This is a genomic window from Breoghania sp. L-A4, assembly GCF_003432385.1.
Classification (GTDB): Bacteria; Pseudomonadota; Alphaproteobacteria; order Rhizobiales; family Stappiaceae; genus Breoghania.
In genome coordinates this window covers 4,162,277-4,185,311 of record NZ_CP031841.1, presented here as the reverse complement: position 1 = coordinate 4,185,311, position 23,035 = coordinate 4,162,277, and the positions used below count along the sequence as shown (strand labels likewise).

The 23,035-nt window shown below is 65.0% G+C and carries 20 protein-coding genes; 13 read left to right on the top strand and 7 right to left on the bottom strand.

The genetic code is table 11. From position 1 onward, the window contains the following. Positions 1 to 36: 36 nt before the first annotated feature. Positions 37 to 513: a hypothetical protein gene (locus D1F64_RS19130; protein WP_117413723.1), complete on the top strand. Its 477-nt coding sequence runs from the start codon at positions 37 to 39 to the stop codon at positions 511 to 513. Between the two features lie 9 nt (positions 514 to 522). On the opposite strand, the gene rutR is transcribed toward D1F64_RS19130, so the two are convergent. Continuing rightward, positions 523 to 1,191: an HTH-type transcriptional regulator RutR gene (gene rutR, locus D1F64_RS19125; protein WP_117413722.1), complete on the bottom strand. Its 669-nt coding sequence runs from the start codon at positions 1,189 to 1,191 to the stop codon at positions 523 to 525. Next, a complete protein-coding gene (locus D1F64_RS19120; protein ID WP_117413721.1) occupies positions 1,188 to 1,826 on the bottom strand; it encodes a TetR/AcrR family transcriptional regulator in 639 nt (212 codons plus the stop codon). Before D1F64_RS19120 ends, rutR begins: the two co-directional genes overlap by 4 nt. A gap of 441 nt (positions 1,827 to 2,267) precedes the next feature. On the opposite strand from D1F64_RS19120, the gene D1F64_RS19115 reads away from it, so the two are divergent. Beyond that, positions 2,268 to 3,605, top strand: coding sequence for an aspartate aminotransferase family protein (locus D1F64_RS19115; protein WP_117413720.1), 1,338 nt, complete (start codon positions 2,268 to 2,270; stop codon positions 3,603 to 3,605). Positions 3,606 to 3,695: 90 nt separating this feature from the next. Here the strand turns inward: D1F64_RS19115 and D1F64_RS19110 are convergent, their stop codons facing one another. Further along, positions 3,696 to 4,625 carry an IS110 family transposase gene (locus D1F64_RS19110; RefSeq protein WP_117411581.1) on the bottom strand — a complete coding sequence of 310 codons (930 nt, stop codon included), beginning with the start codon at positions 4,623 to 4,625 and terminating at the stop codon, positions 3,696 to 3,698. Between the two features lie 694 nt (positions 4,626 to 5,319). Here D1F64_RS19110 and D1F64_RS19105 point away from each other — a divergent pair. From D1F64_RS19105 to hydA, 4 genes are all read left to right on the top strand, one after another. After that, entirely contained in the window at positions 5,320 to 5,604 is a 285-nt protein-coding gene (locus tag D1F64_RS19105) for a cupin domain-containing protein (RefSeq protein WP_117413719.1), read from the top strand. A 10-nt stretch (positions 5,605 to 5,614) separates the two neighbouring features. Beyond that, positions 5,615 to 6,871 carry a Zn-dependent hydrolase gene (locus D1F64_RS19100; RefSeq protein ID WP_117413718.1) on the top strand — a complete coding sequence of 419 codons (1,257 nt, stop codon included), beginning with the start codon at positions 5,615 to 5,617 and terminating at the stop codon, positions 6,869 to 6,871. 40 nt (positions 6,872 to 6,911) lie between these two features. Then, positions 6,912 to 7,139 (top strand): hypothetical protein, encoded by a 228-nt coding sequence (locus tag D1F64_RS19095; protein WP_117413717.1) that lies wholly within the window; start codon positions 6,912 to 6,914, stop codon positions 7,137 to 7,139. 437 nt (positions 7,140 to 7,576) lie between these two features. Then, positions 7,577 to 9,031 (top strand): dihydropyrimidinase, encoded by a 1,455-nt coding sequence (gene hydA / locus D1F64_RS19090; RefSeq protein WP_117413716.1) that lies wholly within the window; start codon positions 7,577 to 7,579, stop codon positions 9,029 to 9,031. Positions 9,032 to 9,084: 53 nt separating this feature from the next. Here hydA and D1F64_RS19085 read toward each other — a convergent pair whose 3' ends face one another. Further along, positions 9,085 to 9,498, bottom strand: coding sequence for a cupin domain-containing protein (locus tag D1F64_RS19085; protein WP_117413715.1), 414 nt, complete (start codon positions 9,496 to 9,498; stop codon positions 9,085 to 9,087). A 144-nt stretch (positions 9,499 to 9,642) separates the two neighbouring features. Between D1F64_RS19085 and D1F64_RS19080 the strand changes: the two genes are divergently transcribed. The 7 genes from D1F64_RS19080 to D1F64_RS19050 all read left to right on the top strand — a co-directional run bounded on the left by D1F64_RS19080 (position 9,643) and on the right by D1F64_RS19050 (position 18,706). Then, positions 9,643 to 10,410: an ABC transporter ATP-binding protein gene (locus D1F64_RS19080; protein WP_248304805.1), complete on the top strand. Its 768-nt coding sequence runs from the start codon at positions 9,643 to 9,645 to the stop codon at positions 10,408 to 10,410. 546 nt (positions 10,411 to 10,956) lie between these two features. After that, positions 10,957 to 11,838 (top strand): ABC transporter permease, encoded by an 882-nt coding sequence (locus tag D1F64_RS19075; RefSeq protein WP_117413713.1) that lies wholly within the window; start codon positions 10,957 to 10,959, stop codon positions 11,836 to 11,838. Next, a complete protein-coding gene (locus D1F64_RS19070; RefSeq protein WP_117413712.1) occupies positions 11,835 to 13,001 on the top strand; it encodes an ABC transporter permease in 1,167 nt (388 codons plus the stop codon). Before D1F64_RS19075 ends, D1F64_RS19070 begins: the two co-directional genes overlap by 4 nt. Before the next feature lie 146 nt (positions 13,002 to 13,147). Beyond that, positions 13,148 to 14,080, top strand: a complete 933-nt coding sequence (locus D1F64_RS19065; protein WP_248304804.1) for an ABC transporter substrate-binding protein — start codon at positions 13,148 to 13,150, stop codon at positions 14,078 to 14,080. 94 nt (positions 14,081 to 14,174) lie between these two features. Next, positions 14,175 to 14,618 carry a BLUF domain-containing protein gene (locus D1F64_RS19060; RefSeq protein ID WP_117413710.1) on the top strand — a complete coding sequence of 148 codons (444 nt, stop codon included), beginning with the start codon at positions 14,175 to 14,177 and terminating at the stop codon, positions 14,616 to 14,618. 90 nt (positions 14,619 to 14,708) lie between these two features. Next, positions 14,709 to 16,028 carry a ferredoxin reductase family protein gene (locus tag D1F64_RS19055; protein WP_117413709.1) on the top strand — a complete coding sequence of 440 codons (1,320 nt, stop codon included), beginning with the start codon at positions 14,709 to 14,711 and terminating at the stop codon, positions 16,026 to 16,028. A gap of 134 nt (positions 16,029 to 16,162) precedes the next feature. After that, positions 16,163 to 18,706 (top strand): bifunctional DedA family/phosphatase PAP2 family protein, encoded by a 2,544-nt coding sequence (locus D1F64_RS19050; RefSeq protein WP_162901657.1) that lies wholly within the window; start codon positions 16,163 to 16,165, stop codon positions 18,704 to 18,706. Positions 18,707 to 19,723: 1,017 nt separating this feature from the next. Here the strand turns inward: D1F64_RS19050 and hpaD are convergent. From hpaD to D1F64_RS19035, 3 genes are all read right to left on the bottom strand, one after another. Further along, a complete protein-coding gene (gene hpaD / locus D1F64_RS19045) occupies positions 19,724 to 20,707 on the bottom strand; it encodes a 3,4-dihydroxyphenylacetate 2,3-dioxygenase (protein ID WP_117413707.1) in 984 nt (327 codons plus the stop codon). A gap of 188 nt (positions 20,708 to 20,895) precedes the next feature. Then, positions 20,896 to 22,413 (bottom strand): 5-carboxymethyl-2-hydroxymuconate semialdehyde dehydrogenase, encoded by a 1,518-nt coding sequence (gene hpaE, locus D1F64_RS19040; RefSeq protein ID WP_117413706.1) that lies wholly within the window; start codon positions 22,411 to 22,413, stop codon positions 20,896 to 20,898. Between the two features lie 35 nt (positions 22,414 to 22,448). Continuing rightward, positions 22,449 to 22,826 carry a 5-carboxymethyl-2-hydroxymuconate Delta-isomerase gene (locus D1F64_RS19035; protein ID WP_117413705.1) on the bottom strand — a complete coding sequence of 126 codons (378 nt, stop codon included), beginning with the start codon at positions 22,824 to 22,826 and terminating at the stop codon, positions 22,449 to 22,451. Between the last annotated feature and the right edge of the window lie 209 nt (positions 22,827 to 23,035).

Sequence of the window (23,035 nt, the reverse complement as noted above, 5' to 3'; positions counted from 1 at the left end):
TTGTGGCAAGCGGATAGCGGAAAATGGTGCGGGGCGATGACGATCCGAGTGGCGTGGGGACTGGTCCTGGCGGCGTTGGTGCTGGCGGGATGCGATTCCGGTGACACGCCTTATCTGAAGATCGCGGGCGGCGGATTCGTGTTCAACTACCGCATTGCCGAAGCCACCTGCAACGTCGTGGCGGAACCCTTGCGCGCGCTGCCCGAGGGCGCGGTTCTGGAGGGGGAATTCGAGAACCCGCAAGGCGGCGAAGCCTTGCGCGTCACCCGCACGCCGGTGGCGCCGCAGCGGCGGTACATGCTGACCTCGCCGCCCTTGCACGGCGTCCAGGCGGACCGGCCCTACGGCGTGACACTGCGTTTGCGCGATGCGGCCGGAACGCTGCTGGAGGAGCATGTCCGCGCGTTCACATCGACGGTCGACCAGAGCGTGCTGCCCAAGGTGCCGTTGACCATCGGTCCGGGATACACGCGCAATCCGGAGTCTTTCGGTGGCGTGCCGCCTGCCAGATAGGCATGCGCCTCAACGCGGCAGCAGACCTTCCAGGATCATCCGCGTAACGGTTTCCTTGGCGGTGCTCTCGAAGGCGGGATCGTCAACACCGGTGCCGGTGAGCGCGCGGATCTGGATGTCGAAATCGGCGTAATGCTGGGTCGTCGCCCAGATCATGAAAATCAGATGATGCGGATCGACGGGCCGGATGCGGCCCTGCTCGGCCCAGGCGTTGATCACCTTGGCCTTGGCGTCCATCAGATCCTTCAGCGGGCCCTTGAGGAATCCGCCGATCATCGGCGCGCCCTGCAGAATCTCGCCAGCGAACAGCCGTGAGGCCTTGGGATTGCTGGCCGAGAGTTCCAGCTTGCGCGCGATATAGGCGCTGATTTCCTCCGCCGGATCGCCGTCGACCTCCAGCGTGCGCAGCGGCGCCAGCCATTCGTCGAGAATATGTTCGAGCACGGCCGTGTAGATCAGCTTCTTGGAGCGGAAATAGTAGAGCAGGTTGGATTTTGACATGGCTGCCGCGCTTGCGATCTGCTCGATGGTCGAGCCGCGGTAGCCGTAGCTGGAAAACACCTCCAGCGCCGCCTCAAGGATTTTCTCGCGGTTCTGCGTCTGGATGCGCGTGGCCGGCTTCGCCCCGTTCCCGGCCGTTTTCGCTGTCCGTGGCGCGGGCGCCTTGCCCTCGCTCATGGGTGCGTGCGCCTGGCGCCGATGCCCGTCAGAATGGTCGAGATCACGGTCTGCTTGGCCTCCTCGAATTGCGCGTCGCTCAAGGGTTTGCCGCCGTTCAGCGTGTCGATCTGGTGGTTGAAGTCGGCATAGTGCTGTGTGGTGGCCCAGATCATGTACAGCAGATAGTCCGGGTTCACCGGCTGGATCCTGCCCTGATCGATCCAGCGCCTGATGATCGCCACGCGGCTCGCGGTCCATTCGCGCAGCGTGGTCTCCAGATAGTCCTGGATCACCGGCGCGCGGTGCAGGATTTCATTCGCCCAGACCTTGGAGCCCATCGGGTGCTGGCGGGAAATGTCCATCTTGATGGAAATGTAGCGCGTCAGCGCCTCGACCGGATCGTCGCAGTCGTCGAAGGTGTCGGCGGCCGCCAGCCAGACGTTGAAAATATCCTCCACAACCCGGCGATACAGCGCCTCCTTGGTGGGAAAATAATAGTGCAGATTGGCTTTCGGCAGGCCCGCGCGCCCGGCGATCATCGCGGTCGTCGCGCCCTTGTATCCGTATTCCGCGAACACCGTTTCCGCCGCTTCCAGGATGAGCCGCTCATTTTCTGCGCGCGCTGCCGATTTTTGCCGTGTTTTCTGCGCCATTCGCTGTGATCGTTTTTCCGCCTCGGTGGGCAAAAATTGGCCTTGACCGGCTGGTCGGGCATTCATATCGTGAACTTGACCATTTGGTCAGCTTTAATCGCTGATCAACTGGTAACAAGCGGCGGACGGTGAAGCAAGAACTCAGAATTCGCCGCGCGAACGACACCGTCCTTCCTATGGATACACCGGATGGGCGCGTGTGTACGATTTTGAACGGACGCGACACGGGAGCCGGCCGCGCACGGGAAATGGGAACAATCCTGCAAGCGGCCAATGGGGCTTGCATGGGAGCATGGATTTGCGACGCTTGATCCGCGATGCTCGCCAGGCGGGTGACCCATACAATGAATGAGCCGCGCGCGACGGTGATGATCGCCTCGCGCAAACGGCGGGAAAAACGACGTTCGCACCGGCAAGACGCCGTGTGCCGCGGGAGGATGCATGTCTCAGTCTGCGAAACCGGCCTCTTTGGAGACCAACAATCTCGAAGCCTTCTGGATGCCGTTCACGGCGAACCGGCAGTTCAAGCAGGACCCGCGGCTGTTCGTGGCCGCCAAGGACATGCATTACACGACGGCCGACGGACGCCAGGTGCTCGACGGCACCGCCGGGCTGTGGTGCTGCAACGCCGGCCATGGCCGCCCGAAGATCGTCGAGGCGGTTCAGAAGCAGGTGGCCGAGCTCGACTACGCGCCGGCCTTCCAGATGGGCCATCCCAAGGCCTTCGAGCTGGCGGCCCGGCTGTCGGCGATGCTGCCCTCGCCGCTCGACCATGTGTTCTTCACCAACTCCGGTTCTGAATCCGTCGAGACGGCGCTGAAGACCGCCATCGCCTATCATCGCGCCAGGGGCGACGGCGCGCGCTTTAGGCTGATCGGCCGCGAGCGCGGCTACCACGGCGTCAATTTCGGCGGCATCTCGGTGGGCGGCATTTCCGGCAACCGCAAGATGTTCGGCACCATGCTGACCGGCGTCGACCACATCCGCCATACCCACGATCTGGAGCGTAACGCCTTTACCCGCGGCGAGCCGGAGAACGGCGCGGAATACGCCGAGGACCTGATCCGGCTGGTGCAACTGCACGATCCCTCGACCATCGCCGCCGTCATCGTCGAGCCGGTGGCCGGCTCCACCGGCGTCCTGATCCCGCCCAAGGGCTATCTCAAGCGGCTGCGCGAGATCTGCGACCAGCACGGCATCCTGCTGATTTTTGATGAGGTCATCACCGGGTTCGGCCGCCTCGGCACGCCGTTCGCGGTCGATTATTTCGATGTGGTGCCGGACATGGTGACCACCGCCAAGGGCTTGACCAGCGGCGTCATCCCCATGGGCGCGGTCTTCGTCGCCAACACGATCTACGAGGCCTTCATGCAGGGGCCCGAGCACATGATCGAGTTCTTCCACGGCTACACCTATTCCGGCAATCCGGTGGCCTGCGCCGCGGCGCTGGGCACGCTGGACACCTACGAGGACGAGGGGCTTTTGACGCGCGGCGCGGATCTGGCGGACTACTGGGCCGACGCGCTGCATTCGCTCAAGGATCATCCGCATGTGATCGACGTGCGCAACATCGGGCTGATCGGCGCCGTCGAGCTGGAGCCGATTGCGGGCAGCCCGACCAAACGGGCGTTCTCGGCGTTCCTGAAAGCCTATGAGGAAGGCCTGCTGATCCGCACCACCGGCGACATCATCGCCCTGTCGCCGCCGCTGATCATCTCGAAGGCGCAGATCGACGAACTGATCGTCACGCTGGGCAAGGTGCTCAAGGCGATCGACTGAGGGTCTTTTTGGTAGACGGGGAGCGGGAGAGTTAATCGATGTCATCCCGGGCGAGCAACGCGAGACCCGGCAACTGTGTTGTTGAGTGTGTCATGCGTGGAACGGGACACCGTCTCTTAGGATGGCGTTTGCGGTGACGAGGATTTTTCTGGCCAGCGCGATCATGGTGACCTTGAAGGGTTTTCCGCGATCGACCAGGGCCCGGGCATAGGCCTTGAAACGCGAGTTGGAGCGCGCCGCGGTGACGGCGGCCATGTAGAGGGCGTCGCGCACCCGCTTGCGCCCACCCTTGATCGCGCGGTGGCCCCGGAAACGGCCGCTGTCGACATTGAAGGGCGCAAGACCCGCAAGCGCCGCGATCGCCTTGGGCGATGTGGTGCCGAGCTCACGCATCAGCGCGATCAGCGTCGTGGCGGCGACCGGGCCGATACCGGGAATGGAGCGCAGCAGCCTTTCCATCCCCGCGAACGTCGCATTGGCCCGGATGAGGGCGGCGCGCTCGGCCTCCACAGCGGCGATCTCCTCATTCAGCCAGGCAAGGTGGCGCTCCAGGCTCGACCGCTCGCACTCATGGGCCTCGGCAAGACGAAGCTTTTCCTGCTGGCGAATGGCGACCAACTGGTCGCGGCGCTTGTGTACGCCGGAGAGCCGGTCACGCGCCTCGTCGGCCGCCGGCGTGGCCTGCGGATCGAGGCACTGCCCCATGGCGGCGAGCATGCGGGCGTCGATGGCATCCGTCTTGGCGATGAGGCCGAGTGAGCGGGCAAAGTCGCGGGCACGGGAGGGATTGACCCGGGCAAAGCGCAGCGCGTGTCCGGCCAACGCCCGGGCAAGCGTGCGGTCAAAGCGGCCCGTCGCCTCGAAGACGACGAAGAGCTGACGCTCACCAAGGCCTGCGAGCCATGCCTCGATGGCCTCGGCCGTGTTGTCAACGCGCCGATGGGTGTCGTAAAGCCCATCAAAAATATCGAGATGATGCTTGGAAACATCGATTCCAATGAAGCCAGGGTGTATCCTCATGGCGCCTGTCCCTGTGCTGCGAGGTCCGGTTGCGGCGGCCTCGATCAACTGTTCAGGTTTGGATCTGTCTGCGCGGGCGGGGATCCGTGCCGGTTCTCGGTCTGCAAAACCTGGGACCCAACGATCTCCCGTCCGCACCCATTCTGACACATCGACAATACACAGGGACCCAGTAGCCGACGGCTTGTCGGCTCTTGCCGCTGGTCCGCCCCGGGCTGTGGCGATGGCTCGGGGTCATCGCAGGGTCAGGCGTTTACTGGGTCCCGGCTCTCCGCTGCGCTGCGGCCGGGATGACATATGAGGTGGGGCTGGCGAGACAGGAGACGGTATGCGCGAACAGGCGCAGATCGACGAGCTGATCGGCACGCTGGGCAAGGTGCTCAAGGCGATCGATTGAGGATGCGTTGGTGAAGGAGACCGGCGTCCCTGTGACTGCCCCTCTCCCATGGGGAGAGGGCCGGGGTGAGGGGATGCTGACTTTCGGGGATGCGGGAAATCCCGTTCCCCTCACCCGGACCTGCGGCCCGACCTCTTCCCATGGGAGAGGTGATTTCGGTGGCGGCCGCGGGCTGGCGGCAGCGGTCGCGGGGGCCGCGCCGTCGGGTTGGCGACAGGGCGTTCCTGGCCGGGGCCCCGGCTCTCCGCTGCGGCCGGGATGACATGCGGGATGAGGCTGGTTGATACAGGAGACGGCATGCGCGAACAGGCGACGGCGACGCAGATGATCGATGACGAGCGGGTGCGGGTGACGCGGTTTGATTTCGCGCCCGGCGCGGAGACGGGCTGGCACACCCACTCCATGGACTATGTCATCACGACGCTGACCGACTGCCACATGCTGCTGGAGGAGCCCGGCGGCGGCAGCCGCATGGTGACCATTCCTTCGGGCACCAGCTACCGGCGCGAAGAGGGCGTCGAGCACAATGTCGTCAATGGCGGGGGCGCGGTCATGTCCTTCGTCGAAGTTGAATTGAAGTAGGAGAGAGCCGATGCCGGCACCGGGCGAGAACCTCAAGATCAACGGCGAGCGGCTGTGGGACAGCCTGATGCAGATGGCGAAGATCGGCCCGGGCATCGCTGGCGGCAACAACCGCCAGACGCTGACCGACGAGGATGCGGAAGGCCGCAGACTGTTCCAGAAATGGTGCGAGGACGCGGGGCTCACGATGGGCGTCGACAGCATGGGCACCATGTTCATGACGCGGCCGGGAACCGAGCCGGACCTTCCCGCAGTCTACGTCGGTTCGCATCTCGACACCCAGCCCACGGGCGGCAAATACGACGGCGTGCTCGGCGTGCTTGCGGGGCTGGAAATCGTGCGCACGCTCAACGATCTCGGCATCAAGACGAAACATCCCATCGTGGTCACCAACTGGACCAACGAGGAGGGCACCCGCTACGCCCCCGCCATGCTGGCCTCGGGCGTCTTCGCCGGCGTGCACGAGGAGGACTGGGCCAACGCCCGCGAGGATGCCAAGGGGCTCAAGTTCGGCGACGAGCTTGAACGCATCGGCTGGAAGGGCGACGAGCCGGTGGGATCGCGCAAGGACAAGATGAAGGCCTTCTTCGAGCTGCACATCGAGCAGGGACCGATCCTGGAGGCCGAGGGCAAGGACATCGGCGTCGTCACCCACGGCCAGGGGCTGTCCTGGACGCAGGTGACCGTGACCGGCAAGGAAAGCCACACCGGCTCCACGCCGATGCCGATGCGCAAGAACGCCGGTCTCGGCATGGCGCGGATTCTGGAACTCGTCGATGAGATCGCCTGGGCGCACAAGCCTGACGCGGTGGGCGCCGCCGGCCACATCGACATCTACCCCAATTCGCGCAACGTGATCCCCGGTAAGGCCGTGTTCACCGTGGATTTCCGTTCGCCCGACCTCGCCACCATCAAGGCCATGGAACAGCAGCTCGATGCGGGCGCGAAGAAAATTTGCAACGACATGGGCCTGGGGCTGGAGATGGAGACGGTCGGCGGCTTCGACCCGGTCACGTTTGATGAGACCTGCGTCACCGCGATCCGCAACGCCGCCGAACGGCTGGGCTACTCGCACCGCGACATCATCTCCGGCGCCGGGCACGACGCCTGCTGGATCAACCGCGTGGCGCCGACCGCCATGGTCATGTGCCCCTGCGTCGACGGGCTGAGCCACAACGAGGCGGAAGAGATTTCCCTCGATTGGGCCCGCGCCGGCGCCGATGTGCTGTTCCACGCGGTCGTCGAGACGGCGGAGATTGTGGAGTGAGCAGGCCTTCCGTATATTCACGTTACGGAAGGATTGGGCCATGTCCGACACGGTCACCAATGAGCTCATTTACGAGACGCTCAAGCGGATGCAGGACACGCTCTCCCTGCACACGCAATTTCATATGGAGACCAAGGAACGGCTGGGGCACGTTGAAACGCAGGTCGGCGGGCTCAATGCGGCCTACGCCAGCCTCTCCACCCGCCTCGACCGGCTGGACGAGCGCGTCGGCCGCATCGAAAAGCGGCTTGACCTGCTCGACGCGTAAGCGGGTAGGGGCTTCGGTCTGTTCCGATTTCACTACACATTCCGCCGTCATCACCCGGCTTCGTCCGGGTGATCCATTCGCGCTCTCCGCGTCTGCTGCCGCCGGCATTGGATTGCCCGGACTGCGCCGGGCAATGACGGGGGCGAGGCGTGCCAGGCCCGGCGCCGACGCGCCTTTTTCACGCGATGGTCGAGACGGCGGAGATCGCGAAGCGATTGGCACACGCTTGCCGCCCGCACGGTGTCATTCCCGAGAGGGCGTAGCCCGGGTCGGGAACCCAGTACCCCGTGGCGTCGCCGGCGGTGCGAAGGTCGAAAGACTGGTGGTTACTGGATCCCCGCCTTTGCGGGGATGACACGGTGTGACGGGACGGCTCCGAGCAAGGATTACGACGCATCCGACAAGGGATGTGCCGACGCAAACAAAGGGGAACAGACATGGCAACAGTCATCAAGGGCGGCACGGTCGTCACCGCGGATCTGACCTATGAGGCGGATGTGAAGATCGAGGGCGGCAAGATCATTGAGATCGGGCCGAATCTTTCCGGCGACGAGGTGCTGGACGCCACCGGCTGCTATGTCATGCCCGGCGGCATCGATCCGCACACCCATCTGGAAATGCCCTTCATGGGCACCTATTCGTCCGACAATTTCGAAAGCGGCACCCGCGCGGCGCTGTCCGGCGGCACCACCATGGTGGTCGATTTTGCGCTGCCCGCCCCCGACCAGTCGCTGCTGGAAGCCCTGCAGATGTGGGACAACAAGTCGACGATGGCGTCATGCGACTATTCCTTCCACATGGCGATCACCTGGTGGGGCAAGCAGGTGTTCGACGAGATGGAAACGGTGGTGCGCGAGAAGGGCATCAACACCTTCAAGCACTTCATGGCCTACAAGGGCGCGCTGATGGTCGACGATGACGAGATGTACGCATCGTTCTCCCGTTGCGCGGAACTTGGCGCGCTGCCGCTGGTGCACGCGGAAAACGGCGATGTCGTCGCGCAGCTTCAGGCGAAACTCATGGCCGAGGGCAACACCGGGCCCGAGGCGCACGCCTATTCGCGGCCCGCGGAAGTGGAAGGCGAGGCGACCAACCGCGCCATCATGATCGCCGACATGGCCGGCGTGCCGGTCTATATCGTGCACACCAGTTGCGAGCAGTCGCACGAGGCGATCAGGCGCGCCAAGCAGAACGGCATCCGCTGCTACGGCGAGCCGCTGATCCAGCATCTCACACTCGATGAGAGCGAATACCAGAACGGCGACTGGGACCACGCGGCGCGGCGCGTCATGTCGCCGCCGTTCCGGGACAAGAAGCACCAGGACAGCCTGTGGGCGGGGCTTGCCGCCGGCACGCTGCAGGTGGTGGCGACCGATCACTGCGCCTTCACCACCGAGCAGAAGCGCTATGGCGTCGGCGATTTCACGAAAATCCCGAATGGCACCGGCGGGCTCGAGGACCGCATGCCGATGCTGTGGACCTACGGCGTCGCCACGGGTCGGATCACCATGAACGAGTTCGTCGCCGTCACCTCGACCAACATCGCCAAGATCCTGAACGTCTATCCGAAGAAGGGCGCGGTGCTGGTCGGCGCCGACGCCGATCTCGTCGTCTGGGACCCGGCAAAGGAAAAGACGATCACCGCCGCCTCGCAGCAGTCGGCCATCGACTACAACGTCTTCGAGGGCAAGAAGGTCAAGGGCCTGCCGCGCTACACGCTGACGCGCGGCTACGTCGCGATTGAGGACGGCGCGATCAGGACCCGCGAAGGCCACGGCGAGTTTGTTGCGAGAAAACCCTTCACCGCCGTCAACACCGCGCTGTCGCAGTGGAAGGAAATCACCGCCCCGCGCAAGGTGGAGCGCTCGGGCATTCCGGCGAGCGGCGTGTAGGGCCGCGGCGGATGGACGTGGAGCGGACCGGCAGAGTCAGGCGGCGATACGGCTTAGCGGGGCACGCAGCTCTCCAGTTCGGGCAGCAGCGTGACGCTTTCCTGCTCGTTGGGGTCGGTGCGGGCGATGATCGCGCGCACCGGCTTGTCGGACAGGTTGACCGGCAGATGCGGCACGTTCGCCGGTATGTAGACAAGATCGCCGGCTTTCGTATGCATCATGTTCTCGAGGCGTTCGCCGTGCCACATCACCGCTTCGCCTTCCAGCACGTAGATCGCGGTCTCGTGGCTGTCATGCTTGTGCGCCTTCGCCCGCCCGCCGGGCGGGATTTCCAGAAGGTGCATGCAGAGTCCGGACGAGCCGACGGTCTGTCGCGCAATGCCTTCGAAGTAGTCGAAGCCCTGCTTGCCGGCATAGGTGCCTTCCGGGCGCAGGACCCGGCATTCGGGGCGGCGAGATGTTGACATGAGGCAGGCACTCCCTTGCTATCCGATATCGGGAGAGGATCGGACATGACCGCTCTCACTCCGCAAAAACAAAGCTATAAAGCACAAAAAGGTGAGGCCGTGCCGAAGACAAAGTCAAGCGATGGGCATCCGGAGCGCTCCGTCATCGGCATCGACGATCTGTCGCTGACGTTTGAGACCGGCGACGGCCCGGTCCATGCGCTGTCGAACATCGATCTCGAGGTGGAACGCGGCGAGTTCGTCTCTTTCATCGGGCCGTCGGGCTGCGGCAAAACCACGCTGCTGCGCGTCATCGCGGATCTGGAGAAACCCACGGGCGGATCGATTTCGGTCAACGGCATGACGCCGGAAGAGGCGCGGCTGCGGCGCGCCTACGGCTATGTGTTTCAGGCGGCCGCGTTGTATCCGTGGCGGACGATCGCCGGCAACGTCGGCATGCCGCTGGAGATCATGGGGTTCTCCAAGGCGGAGCGCGCGGAGCGGATCGCCAAGAATCTCGATCTGGTGAACCTCACAGGGTTCGAGCGAAAATTCCCATGGCAGCTGTCGGGCGGCATGCAGCAGCGCGCCTCGATCGCCCGCGCCCTGTCGTTCGATCCCGATCTGCTCTTGATGGACGAGCCCTTCGGCGCGCTCGACGAGATCGTCCGCGATCATCTCAACGAACAGCTTCTGAAACTCTGGGCCAAGACCGACAAGACGGTCGTCTTCGTCACCCACTCGATCCCGGAAGCGGTTTTTCTGTCGACCAAGATCGTCGTCATGTCGCCCCGCCCGGGCCGCATCCATGACGTTATCGACAGCACGCTGCCCAGGATACGCGATCTCGACATTCGCGAGACCCCGGAATTCCTCGAAATCGCGCACCGGGTGCGCGAAGGCCTGCGTGCGGGGCACAGCTATGAGGATTGAGGAACGCAGGCCGACGATCCGTCATGCTGCGGTGTCATCCCGGGCGCGCTGCAGCACGTCAGTGATGCTGCGCAGAACCGGGACCGGGCGCGTCCAACCCTTCAATGTCATCCCGGCCTCCGAGCCGGGATCCATTGCCGTCTCTACATCCGATGACCCCACTCCGGCGCGCGGCGGCGCGCACATTCGGCCCGCAGACGCGTCGCAAGATCGGGGCCGAAGGTGCGTGTCTGCGACACGCCGGGTCATTGCCTTCCCGCGTGGAGAGCGCAATGGATCCCGGCTCGGAGGCCGGGATGACATCGAGTGGATGGTGGGGTCCGGTATCTTGCGGAGGACTCCAATCACCTCTCCCATGGGGAGAGGTCGCGCCCCTCGGGTCTGGCCTTCGGCCAGCCCAAGGACAGGCTCCGGTCCGGGTGAGGGGATACTGGGTCTCCGTATCCCCGGGACCCTTCAACCCCTCACCCCAGCCCTCTCCCCATGGGAGAGGGGGCGATCCGACGCTTGCATCGCCTCGGCACCGGATCGTCGGAGGGCAGCCACATGACCCGCCTCTTCTCCGGCAAGACCGGCCCCGTGCTGGTCGTCGTGCTCGCGATCTTCGTGATCTGGTATGGCGCGGCGATCATGCTCAACACGCCGTTTCAGCGTGACATTTATCTGCGCGGCGATCTGACCGACGTGCCGGTCACCCGGCTCGTTTCCGACACGCTGAACCAGGATCGGCCGGTGCTGCCCGCGCCGCATCAGGTGGTGACGGAAATCTATCAGACCACGGTGCTGAAGAAGATCACCTCGAAACGCAGCCTCGTCTATCACGCGGGCGTCACGCTGTCCTCGACGCTGCTCGGCTTTCTGATGGGCACGGTGCTGGGGATCTTTCTCGCCGTGCTGATCGTCCACTCGCGCGTACTCGACAAGTCGCTGATGCCCTGGGTGATCTCCTCGCAGACGATCCCGATCCTGGCGATCGCGCCGATGATCATCGTGGTGCTCAATGCGGTGGGTATCTCGGGCCTGCTGCCCAAGGCCTTCATCTCGACCTATCTGTCGTTCTTCCCCGTCACCGTCGGCATGGTGACGGGCCTCAGATCGCCGGAGGCCATTCATCTCGATCTGATGCGCACCTACAATGCGTCGAAATCCCAGACCTTCTGGAGCCTGCGGTTTCCCTACGCGGTGCCCTATCTCTTCACCTCGATGAAGGTGGCCGTGGCCGCCTCGCTGGTCGGCGCGATCATCGGCGAGCTGCCGACGGGCGCGGTCGCGGGACTGGGCGCGCGGCTGCTGGCGGGGTCTTACTATGGCCAGACGGTGCAGATCTGGTCGGCGCTGATCATGGCGGCGGTGCTGGCCGGCAGTCTCGTCGGCATCGTCGGGCTCGTAAACGCGATGGTTCTTAAGCGGATGGGGATGGCGCGATGAGCGGTCTTTTCTCCGTGCGGCGGATCCTGCTGGCTGTGGCCGCGCTCTGCGCGCTTGCCAGTCTCGTCCTGCCGTTGTTTGAAGCCGATGGTGTGATTGTCCGAATCTGGACCGCGCCGGCCCTGTTCGCGCCGGCGCTGGCGATTCTGGTGCTGATTGTCGTCGGCCAATTCACCTCTCCCCATGGGAGAGGGTGTGAGAGCGCCTGGCTCGGCGGCATGACCCTTGATCTCGCCATCGGCGTCGTGGCGCACGCGGGCGCCTTTTTGCTGATCGGCGCGCTGGAGGGCCGCGCGGGCGAGGCGGCGGGCGGCTTCTGGGCGCTGGTCGTCGCCTGCTGGCTGCTGGCCTGGGCCTTCGTGGACGCGATGGCGAACTGGCGGCTCACCGACCGCAACGCGCAGCGGGTCGTGAACATCGCCATTCCGCTGGTCTTTGGCGTCTGGCTGCTGATCCTGTGGCAGCTCATCGCCGTGGGGTTCGCGATTCCCCAGGTGCTGCTGCCGCCTCCGAGCATGATCGGCACGCGCTTCGCCGCGTCGCTGCCGACCCTGTGGGCGGATTTCCGGCAGACGTTTCTGCAGGCCGTGCTGATCGGCTATGCGCTGGGCTGCGGCTCGGGCTTCGTGGTCGCCATCCTCGTCGACCGGGTGCCGTTCCTCAAGCGCGGGCTGCTGCCGGTTGGCAATCTGGTCTCCGCGCTGCCGATCATCGGTGTGGCGCCGATCATGGTGATGTGGTTCGGTTTCGACTGGCCGTCCAAGGCCGCCGTCGTGGTCATCATGACGTTCTTTCCCATGCTGGTGAACACGGTGACGGGGCTGGCGGCGAGCGAAAGCATGCAGCGCGACCTGATGACCACCTACGCGGCCGGCTACTGGCAGACGCTTTTCAAATTGCGCTTGCCACAGGCCACGCCGTTTATCTTCAATGCGCTGAAAATCAATTCCACGCTGGCGCTGATCGGCGCGATCGTCGCCGAGTTCTTCGGCACGCCGACCGTCGGCATGGGCTTCCGCATCTCGACCGAAGTCGGACGCATGAATATCGACATGGTCTGGGCGGAAATCGCCGTGGCGGCTCTGGCCGGCTCGGTTTTCTACGGGATGGTGACACTGCTCGGCAGGGCAATTACGTTTTGGCATCCATCGGTTCGAGGATAAGGCCGGGTTTGCTGTTTCAGAGGAACTAGAAACGATCGGCGCGGATATATCGGAGCATACCCCGGACGGGCCGGTCCAACGGGAGACGAGATATGAAGAAGACAGTACTGACCGCATTGGCCGTGGCCGTCGGCCTGGGAACGGGAATGGCGCAGGCCGCCGATTCCGTGACCTTGCAGCTCAAATGGGTGACCCAGGGCCAGTTCGCGGGCTACTACGTGGCCAAGGACAAGGGCTTTTACGAAGAGGAAGGCCTCGAGGTCGAGATCAAGCCGGGCGGCCCGGACATCGCTCCGCCGCAGGTGATCGCGGGCGGCGGCGCCGACGTGATCATCGACTGGATGCCCTCCGCGCTCGCCTCGCGCGAGAAGGGTGTGCCGCTGGTCAACATCGCCCAGCCGTTCAAGAAGTCCGGCATGATGCTGACCTGCCGCAAGGAAACCGGCATCACCAAGCCGGAGGATTTCCGCGGCAAGACGCTGGGCGTGTGGTTCTTCGGCAACGAATATCCGTTCCTCTCCTGGATGAGCAAGCTCGGCATCCCGACCGACGGCGGCGAGAATGGCGTGACGGTTCTCAAGCAGGGCTTCAACGTCGATCCGCTGCTCCAGAAGCAGGCCGATTGCGTCTCGACCATGACCTACAACGAGTACTGGCAGGTGATCGACGCCGGCCTGACGCCGGACGATCTGGTGGTCTTCAAGTACGAGGAGCAGGGCGTCTCCACCATGGAAGACGGCCTCTATGTTCTCGAGGACAACCTCAAGGATGAGGCCTTCGTCGACAAGATGGCCCGCTTCGTGAAGGCGTCCATGAAGGGCTGGGAATACAGCCGCGCGCATCCCGAAGAGGCCGCCGAGATCGTGCTCGAGAACGACGCCACCGGCGCCCAGACCGAAAAGCATCAGATCCGCATGGTCGGCGAAATCAACAAGCTGACCGAAGGCTCCGATGGCACGCTGGATCCGGCCGACTACGAGCGCACCGTGCAGACGCTGCTCTCGGGCGGCTCCGATCCCGTCATCACCAAGGAGCCGGAAGGCGCCTGGACGCATGTCGTGACCGACAAGGCCATGTAAGGCGCTTGATCGAGCACGCTGAACAGCAGGCGGCGGACGGACTTGTCCGCCGCCTGCACCCCGTCACCGACCGGGTATAAACCGAGGCCTTCCAATGAGCATCGGCCTGATCCATCTGATCTACACAAGCACCGCGGTGCGCGACATGCAGGTCGACGACATCGAGTCGATCATGCGGGCATCGCTTGAGCGCAACGCGCGCCTGGATATCACCGGCCTGCTGGTCTATTTCGGCGGGACGCGGGAATTCATCCAGCTTCTCGAGGGCGAGGAAGCGGCGGTGCTCGGCCTCTATCACGATTTCATTCGCCGCGACGAACGGCATTCGCAGGTGCGCATCTATTTCGTCGAACGTGCCGCGCAACGGCTGTGCCCCGATTGGCGGATGTCATTTCGCCTTGCCGGTGATGGCGCATTGCGCGACCGGCTGCCGGTCTCTGATTTCGTCGATGGCGGTCCGCTTGACGGCGATCATCGGGCTCTGTCGCGGGCCGTGATGATCGGCTTTCGCGACGAGATCATTCGAGAGCAGGCGTAGCAGACGGGCCGTCACGCCGCGTTTTGCGGCCGTCCATCGTTGCGTGATCTATGTCATGGGAGTGCGATCCCGTCGCGCTATGGTGTTGTCATGCCGTCATTTGTCCTCATTCCCGTCTATATCGCGCTGATGATCACGCCGCTCGTACTGTCGTTCGGCCAGGATCTGCCCGCGCGCGGCCTGCGGAACGATCTCGCCAGTGGTCTCGCGCTGGTGGCCTTCACCATTCTGCTGGTCGAGTTCGTGCTTTCGGGCCGCTTTCGCGTGATCTCGCGCCGCATCGGCAGCGACGTGTCCATGCGCTGGCACCAGTTGCTGGCGCGCGGGGCGATCGTGTTGGCGGTGGCGCATCCGTTCCTCTATTCGGCTCCCTATGCTCCCGCGCGGCCCTGGGATCCGACCCGGGCGGAGACGCTGCTGATGCGCGCCGACTACCTGCTGGCTGGCACGCTGGCTTTGGCGCTGCTGGTGCCTTTTGTGCTCACGGCGATTTATCGTGATCAGCTTTCGTATCGATACGAGACGTGGCGGAGAATGCACGGCATCGGCGCCGGGCTGATCGTGGGGCTCGTCGCGGTTCATGCGCTGATAGGCGGGCGCTACAGCGCGCAAGGCCCGCTGGCCGCCTATTGGGTGGCGCTGCTGGCGATCGCCGCCGCGTCGCTGCTGTTTGTCTACGCGCTCAAGCCGTTGTCGCAACTGCGCCATCGCTATCGCGTGGCGTCGCTCGAGCGGATCGCGGAACGGACGTGGGAGGTGGTGCTCGAGCCCGACGGCGGCGAAGCGATGACCTTTCGCGCCGGCCAATTCGTTTGGCTGAACATCGGCCACAGCCCCTTCTCGCTCGATGAGAACCCCTTTTCGATCGCCACGGCGCCGGGCGACCGGCCGCGCATCGGTTTCCTGATCAAGGAGGTGGGCGATTTCACCCGCTCGCTCGGCGCGGTCGAGCCCGCGACCCATGCCTACATCGATGGGCCGCATGGTCACCTGACCATCGACGGGCGGCAGGCCGACGGCATTGCGCTGATCGCCGGCGGCGTCGGTCTGGCGCCGCTGATGAGCATCGCGCGGCAGATGCGCCATGACGGGGACTCCCGGCCCGTGGTCCTCGTGTATGGCAACCGCACCGCGGAGCAGATCGCCTATCGCGCGGAACTCGATGACATGTCGCGTGCGATGGACATGCGGGTGGAGCATGTTCTCAGTGAGCCGCCCGAGGGGTGGTCCGGCCGGACTGGCATGATCGACGAGCCTCAGTTGGCGGCGATTTTCGGCGGGCGGCCCGACCCGCGCTGGCTTTATGTCCTGTGCGGGCCGCCCGGCATGCTGAGGGCCGCTGAAAATGCGCTCCGCGGCCTCGGCGTGGCCCCGAACCGCATCCTGTCGGAACGGTTCGTTTATGACTAAGGCCCGTCCGGGCCGGACCCTTCGGAGGCGGGACTACTGTCAAAGCCCCTGTTCACGCCGCCCCAAACCGACTAGAGCGTTTCGCAACAGTCTTTCACGTCGGCATTCGTTCAAGGCGCTTCATGATCTCTCCGATGGACCTTGCCCAGTGGGCCATTGATTTCCTGGCGCAGAATCCGCTTCTGTCGATCGCCATCGTGTTTCTGATCGCCATGGGCGAGGCGCTTTTGATCGTCGGGCTGTTCGTGCCGAGCACCGTGGTGTTGGTGGGCGCGGGCACGCTGGTGGGCAGCGGAAAGCTCGATTTCTGGCCGATCTTCGTCGCCACGACCGTCGGCGCCATCCTCGGCGACGCGGCTTCCTACTGGGCGGGGCGGATCTATGGCCAGCGGCTCAAGCTGCTGTGGCCGTTGAACCACTATCCGGGCCTGGTGCAGCGGACCGAGAATTTCTTCACCGACCATGGCGGCAAGAGCATCGCCATCGGCCGCTTCGTGCCGGGCGTGAAAGCCGTGATCCCGGGCATCGCCGGAATGATGGGCATGAGCCATCCGCGCTTTGTCACCATCAATGTGATTTCCGCCGTCGCCTGGTCCATCGCGCATCTGACGCCGGGGATCCTGATGGGCAAGGGGCTGGCGCTGGCCAGCGAGGTCTCGGGCCGCTTCGCCGCCGTGCTGCTGGCGCTTTTCATCACCGTTTTCGTGACCGCCTGGCTGATGCGCATCGCGGTGATGAGCGCGATTCCGCTGCTGTTGTCGGCGCAGACGCGCTTCGTCGCCTACGCCGCGGCGCGGCCGCATCCGGTCTGGCAGTGGCTGGCGGAGACCCTGTCGCCTGACAATCCCCGCGCCATTCGCGTGGTGCTTCTGTCGGCGGTGAGCACGGCGTCGATCATCGGCTTCATCAGCCTGTTCGAGGACCTGGTCGCACGCGACACGCTGCTCAACGCGGACGTTTCCATCGGCAATCTCGTGCAGTCGTTACGCAACACGCCCGCTGACCGGGTGATGGCTGTGGTCACCATGGCGGGCGACGGCATCGTGCTCGGCGTGCTGGGCGCGGTCATCGTCGCGTGGCTGGTGTGGCGGCGCGCCTGGGCGATCGCCGGGGCGGCGAGCATCGCCATCCTGTCGTCGGCGCTGTTTGTTCCTTTCATGAAGACGGTGCTGCAGCGGCCGCGCCCCATCGACATCTATTCCGGCGCGGACGCCTACAGCTTCCCGTCCGGTCACGCGACGCTTGCGACCGTGGTCTTCGGCGTGCTGGCGGTTCTGGTGAGCCTGCGGCTGGGCCGCTGGGGCAAGGCGCTGGTGTTCGCGAGCTTTGGCGCGCTGGTGGTCGCCATCGCGTTCTCGCGCATCTATCTCGGCGCGCACTGGCCCTCTGACGTGGCGGCGGGATTCCTGTTCGGGGTCGCGATGACGGCGGCCTTCGCGCTGACGCTGGAAGCCACCCGGATCGACACGATCGCGCCGCTGGGCCTGGCGCTGGTGGCGGGGCTTGCCTACAGCAGCGTCGCGGTGGTGCATGTGGTGAGCGGCCATGCCGCTGCCCTGGAGTTCTATGGCGCGCGTCAGGCCGTGCGCGAGATCTCGATGAGCGATTGGCGCTCGGGTGGCTGGGCGGAACTGCCCGCGCGCCGTATCGAGCTGACGGGCGAGACCGAGGAGCCCTTCGTCGTGCAATGGGTCGGAACGCCCGAGAAGTTGGAAGCCGTCCTCGGCGCGCATGGCTTCAAGCGGGTGCCGAGCTGGTCATGGACCGATGTGCTGACCTACGCGGATGCGCGCAACGATATCGATGTGCTGCTGCCGCGACCGTCGCTGCACGCGGGCAAGCTCGCGCGCCTGAGCATGACCAGACCGGTGGAGGGCGACGACCAGGCCAGGCTGGTGCTGCGCGCCTGGGCTGCGGAGGTTTCGGTGTCAGGCGCGCCGGCGCTGCTCGTGGCGCTCACCGAGGAGCGCAAGAAGAAACTGCCGATTGTCGCGCTTCCCGATGACGAGCAGGCTTCGCCGGACGATGTCGCGACGATCCTGAACCTGCTGAGCGCCTCGCCGGAGGTGACCACGGTGCGGCCGCCGAGCCGAAGGGCGAAATGGCGCCGCTGCTCGCGATCGCCGAAGCGCCTTAGATGTTTAGCCTCTGCGCGGCGCGTTGTTCGATTTCTTGTCGCGCAGCGCATTGATCATCTTGTCCAGGGCGACATAGAGCTCCTGGATCAGCTCCGGGCCGATGTCGTCCGCGATGGCGTTGTAGATCCGTTCGGATTCCGGCGCGATGCGATCGAACAGGTCGCGGCCCTTGGGCGCGATGGACACGATCACGCGGCGCTGGTCGGCCTCGTTGGGGCGGCGGTTGATGATGCCGGCGGCGTCGAGCTTCGGCAGGATGCGCGACAGGCTCGCGGGATGGATGCCGCAGACCTCGCTCAGGTCGAGGATCTCGAGCGATTCCACTTCCATCAGCGCGCGGATGATGCGCCATTGCTGGTCCGTCAGTCCGTTCTCGTGCAGATGCGGCCGGAACCGCTGCATGATTTCCTCACGCGCCCACATGAGCTGCATCGGCAGCGAGCGCCCGAACGGGCGCATGCCCGTGCGGGTGCCGGCTTCGGCCGTGTCGGAAACACCGTCGCGTTGTCTTACATCCGAGGTCAATGGTCTGCCTTATGATTTGCGGTTGCGGTCATCCGGCGCTCCCTGCGGGGGCGCCATGCGAGGCAGTCTCGGGAGGTGCGGTTGTCTGCCGGACTTTTTTGTCGCCAGCTACTTTGTCAAATGTGTGGGGCGGAGCGTCCGCCGGAATTCTTGTGCCGCCTGAACGTCGCACGCCTTCATGGCCGCGCGCGTCGCCCTGTTCGTCGTTGCTCGGCCCGCGAGGACCTTATCATGTTGCATACCGGATTCTTGCCGGCTGCAGAATACTGTAATTCCGGCGATTGAAACTCCGGCGCGATCGTACCAGAGGGTTGCGCGCGTCCGGGCGGTCCGCGGCCCCAACGTCCGCAATTCCGCTCGCGCCGCCTTGGTTCGTCGTTCCGGCATCGCCGCCTGCCGCCCGCGCGCGCTTGGCGGGGATCGGCTGAAGAATCTGGAGGCCCCCGGAGGCGATCCTTCGACGTTCGTTGAGGGTCTTGTCGAAAGCAATAGCGCGCTTCGCGACGGATGGCGAGACAATGCCGCCGGGAATTCGGCGGACGTGCGGAGGCACCCGCAAACTCTCAGGCCCGGACAACCCTTGCCGGCTTTGCCCTCCTTCGCGTTGATTTAACAGGTTAGTTCACTGTCGGAGCCCAAAACAAGCCATTTCTTACGTTGCGGAACATTAGAGCGTTTCCTTGTTAAATGGAACCATTCTGCGGAGATGAATTTTGTCGAGGATCAAGAGGATTGGCGAAGGGCATATCGCGGATATGGCCGAGACGGGCCTCGCCGATAATCGGGAAAATTCATCCCGCCCAAAGGGTTGGTCGAAACCGGCCGTCCGCCGCGTCAACGGCCTCCGCCGTAGCATGGGCTACGCCGTTCGCCCGTTTCCTCGCGGATCGAACCGGTTTGGACCAACAGAATTGATTCCATTTAACAAGGAAACGCTCTAGCTGCTTATTGGACTCTTATCACTGCCTTTTTCGCCTCGATGATTGCTCCGGCATGCGGCGGCGGGGTCTCCCGCCGCCGTGTCCCGCGGGCTTACGCGGCGACGATGGGTTTGGGCGCCATGACGGGCGCGCGCACCTCGGCGCCGGGGAAGATCGAGCCTTCCTCGAACCAGCTCTTGGGCGCCGGATGGCCCCACAGGGTCTGGCGCTGCGGATCGTCGAAATTCCAGCGGATCGGCTCGAGATCCGGGTCCACCGTCATGTAGTCGCTGGTGAAGAGCTCGACCCGGTGGCCGTCGGGGTCGCGGACATAGAGGAAGAAGGCGTTGGAGATGCCGTGCCGGCCGGGACCGCGCTCCATGTTGGGAAGGAAGCCGGTGGTCGCCATCACGTCACAGATGTGCAGGATGTCCATCGGCGTCGCCGTGTAGACGCCGATGTGATGCAGCCGCGGCCCGAGCCCGTTGGTGAAGGCGATGTCGTGCACGCCGCCCTTGCGGTGCATCCAGATGGCCCAGATCTTCGGATCCACGTCTCGCGTCTCGGTGTATTCGGTCGGCCGGAATCCGAGGTCGGCATAGAATTCGTAGCTGGCCTGCACGTCCGGGCTGAAACAGTTGACGTGGTCGATGCGCTGGATGCGGGCGCCGGAATAGGCCCCGTATTTCTGCAGCATGCACTCCGCCTGGTCCATGGCGCAGTAGAACTGCAGCGGCATGCCGAAGGGATCGCGCGCGGCGAGCGTGCGGCCCTGGAAGGGGGCGGTGACGAACTCCGCGCCCAGGCCCCGCGCCGTGAACCAGGCCTGCGCCTTGTCGAGATCCTCCTCGCTGGCCACCTTGAAGCCGAGCGCCAGGGCTTGCGCCTGCGGGCTCTTGCGCAGCACCACCGAGTGGTGGTTGCGCTCCTCGAGATTGCGCAGATACAGCGTCTGCGGGTCATCGTGCGTCAGCAGGTAGCCCAGACAATCAACGTAGAAGGCGCGGCTGGCCTCAAGGTCGGTCACGGCGAATTCGACGTGGCTGACCCGCACGATGTCGAAGGGCGGCTTGCTCGTCTGCTTGCGGATAGGCATGTGTGTCTGCTCCCTGGCGATCCCGGCGCCGGTCGTCGCGCGGGTTCGGTTCTCTTATCTCGTACCCTTTGACGCGCCGTGTTTCGCGCCGGCATGTCCGGCCTCTCCGATCCCCGGCCGGTATCTGGGGCGTCTGGCAATGAAGGCGCAAATCGCGCTCGCGTCCTTGCGATCGATCAACACGCGCGTCACGCGCCGATGCGCGGGATTGTGTGACTGTCCAGCGCGATCGCGATGTTCTTGGTCTCCATGTAGAAATCGAAACTGTAGTCGCCGCCGTCACGGCCGATGCCCGACGCCTTCATGCCGCCGAACGGCGTGGGCAGGTGGCGGACGTTTTCGGAATTCACCCAGACCATGCCGGCATCGAGCGCGCGCGACACCCGGTGCGCGCGTCCGGTGTCCCGGGTCCACAGATAGCCCGCCAGGCCATAGCGCACGCCATTGGCGATCCGCACCGCCTCCGCCTCGTCCTCGAACGCGATCGCGGTCAGCACCGGCCCGAAGATTTCCTCCTGCGCAATCGTCATGTCGCTGGTTGCTCCGGTGTAGAGCGTCGGCTCGACGAAGTGGCCCATGCCGCCGCCGAAGTCCGAGCGATTGCCGCCGGCGGCCACGGTGGCGCCCTCGGCCCGCGCCTTGGCGGGATAGGACAGCACCTTGTCGAGATGACGGGCGTGAATCAGCGGCCCGAGTTCGGTTGCCGGATCGAGCGGGTCGCCGACCCTGATGCGGGCGACGCGTTCGGCCAGCCGCGTGGTGAAGTCGTCGTAGATCGACGCTTGAATGAGCACACGGCTGGACGAGGTGCAACGCTCGCCGTTGAGGCTGTAGATCATGAACAGCACCGCATCGAGCGCCCGGTCGAGATCCGCGTCGTCGAAGACAATGACCGGGTTCTTGCCGCCGAGTTCGAAGTGCACGCGCTTCAGCGTGTCCGCGCCTTGCTTCATGATGCGGCTGCCGGTGACGCTTTCGCCGACGAAGGCGATAGCCTTGATGTCGGGATGCTCGGTGAGCGCTACGCCGGCTTCCTCGCCCAGGCCATGGACGGTGTTGAGAACGCCCGCGGGCAGGCCCGCGTCGGAGCAGATTTCCGCCAGCAGGCTGGCGGTCAGCGGGCTCCATTCGGCCGGCTTGTGCACCACCGTGCAGCCGGCGGCCAGTGCGGGGGCGATCTTCCACGTCGACAGCATGAAGGGCGTGTTCCACGGTGTGATGACGCCGACCGGGCCGATGGGCTGGCGCGTGGTGTAGTTGACGTGATCGGCGGAAGGCAGGGAGAGACCGTCGTTGGCCGAGGGCGCGCGATCGGCAAAGAAGCGGAAGTTCTCCGCCGCCCGCAGCGCCGCCTTGGCCATGTAGCGGATCGGCTGGCCTGTATCCATCACCTCGATCAGGGCGATCTCGTCGGCGCGCGCGACGATGCCGTCGGCGATGGCGTGCAGGATCGCGCGGCGTTGCGCGCCGCCGGTCGCAGCCCAGCTCTCGAAGGCTTCACGCGCGGCAACGGCCGCGCGGTCGACATCGGCCGCGGTGCCGCGCGCCACGCGGGCCAGCAGCCTGCCGTCGGCGGGGCAGTGGGTGTCGAAGGTCTCGCCCGAGCCCGCATCGCTGCGTCCGGCGATGAAGTGGCCGACCGGTGAGCCGGAAAATCGGGACAGCGCCGCGGCCGCGCGGCTCGGGTTGTCGTCGGGGGTTGGCATGTGCGGTTCCTGTGCGTCGCTGTGGGCCACGGCGGTCAGCCGTTCCGGTCCTTGACTGTGTTGCGGCGGAAGGTCCGCTGGGTGATCTCGTGCAACTCGAGGGTCACCGCGAGGGGGTGAGTGTCATAAGCCCTGGCGAGGGCCGTGTTGAGGCTGGCGAACAACGCCTCGCCGAGCGCCTCGACCTGCGCCGGATCGCGGCCTTCGCGGAAGCGCGCGATCACCTGCACGAAGCCGTTGGCCGGATCGCCGTCGCCGACGCGATACTGTTCGCGTCTTGCGGCGCGGGTGCGGATGGCGCCGATATCGAACAGGCCCGATCCGGCAGCGGCCAGATGCAGCGCGTCGACGGCGCCCTGCACATCGATCGCTTCCGCCAGATTTGCGGAATATTCCAGGGTGATGTGTGGCATGAGACCTCCCTCATCGCGGTTCGTGAAACGCAGAGTTGAACTTTAACATGTTAATTTAATAGGCGCAGCAACAGATAACAACGGGACTCCGGCAAGCATGATGGGACGGGGGGCGTCGCCCCGGCGGCAACGGTGTGGTCGCCATGATGAGCCGGGTCGTCCGGATCAATCAACCCCAAAATGCGCCCCGCGCCGGACGGCGGCGCCCC

Excerpts from the sequence above, each read along its gene's own strand:
- D1F64_RS19130 (WP_117413723.1), top strand. The coding sequence starts at position 37 with ATGACGATCCGAGTGGCGTGGGGACTGGTCCTGGCGGCGTTGGTGCTG.
- rutR (WP_117413722.1), bottom strand. The coding sequence starts at position 1,191 with ATGAGCGAGGGCAAGGCGCCCGCGCCACGGACAGCGAAAACGGCCGGG.
- D1F64_RS19120 (WP_117413721.1), bottom strand. The coding sequence starts at position 1,826 with ATGGCGCAGAAAACACGGCAAAAATCGGCAGCGCGCGCAGAAAATGAG.
- D1F64_RS19115 (WP_117413720.1), top strand. The coding sequence starts at position 2,268 with ATGTCTCAGTCTGCGAAACCGGCCTCTTTGGAGACCAACAATCTCGAA.
- D1F64_RS19110 (WP_117411581.1), bottom strand. The coding sequence starts at position 4,625 with ATGAGGATACACCCTGGCTTCATTGGAATCGATGTTTCCAAGCATCAT.
- D1F64_RS19105 (WP_117413719.1), top strand. The coding sequence starts at position 5,320 with ATGCGCGAACAGGCGACGGCGACGCAGATGATCGATGACGAGCGGGTG.
- D1F64_RS19100 (WP_117413718.1), top strand. The coding sequence starts at position 5,615 with ATGCCGGCACCGGGCGAGAACCTCAAGATCAACGGCGAGCGGCTGTGG.
- D1F64_RS19095 (WP_117413717.1), top strand. The coding sequence starts at position 6,912 with ATGTCCGACACGGTCACCAATGAGCTCATTTACGAGACGCTCAAGCGG.
- hydA (WP_117413716.1), top strand. The coding sequence starts at position 7,577 with ATGGCAACAGTCATCAAGGGCGGCACGGTCGTCACCGCGGATCTGACC.
- D1F64_RS19085 (WP_117413715.1), bottom strand. The coding sequence starts at position 9,498 with ATGTCAACATCTCGCCGCCCCGAATGCCGGGTCCTGCGCCCGGAAGGC.
- D1F64_RS19075 (WP_117413713.1), top strand. The coding sequence starts at position 10,957 with ATGACCCGCCTCTTCTCCGGCAAGACCGGCCCCGTGCTGGTCGTCGTG.
- D1F64_RS19070 (WP_117413712.1), top strand. The coding sequence starts at position 11,835 with ATGAGCGGTCTTTTCTCCGTGCGGCGGATCCTGCTGGCTGTGGCCGCG.
- D1F64_RS19065 (WP_248304804.1), top strand. The coding sequence starts at position 13,148 with ATGGCGCAGGCCGCCGATTCCGTGACCTTGCAGCTCAAATGGGTGACC.
- D1F64_RS19060 (WP_117413710.1), top strand. The coding sequence starts at position 14,175 with ATGAGCATCGGCCTGATCCATCTGATCTACACAAGCACCGCGGTGCGC.
- D1F64_RS19055 (WP_117413709.1), top strand. The coding sequence starts at position 14,709 with ATGCCGTCATTTGTCCTCATTCCCGTCTATATCGCGCTGATGATCACG.
- D1F64_RS19050 (WP_162901657.1), top strand. The coding sequence starts at position 16,163 with ATGGACCTTGCCCAGTGGGCCATTGATTTCCTGGCGCAGAATCCGCTT.
- hpaD (WP_117413707.1), bottom strand. The coding sequence starts at position 20,707 with ATGCCTATCCGCAAGCAGACGAGCAAGCCGCCCTTCGACATCGTGCGG.
- hpaE (WP_117413706.1), bottom strand. The coding sequence starts at position 22,413 with ATGCCAACCCCCGACGACAACCCGAGCCGCGCGGCCGCGGCGCTGTCC.
- D1F64_RS19035 (WP_117413705.1), bottom strand. The coding sequence starts at position 22,826 with ATGCCACACATCACCCTGGAATATTCCGCAAATCTGGCGGAAGCGATC.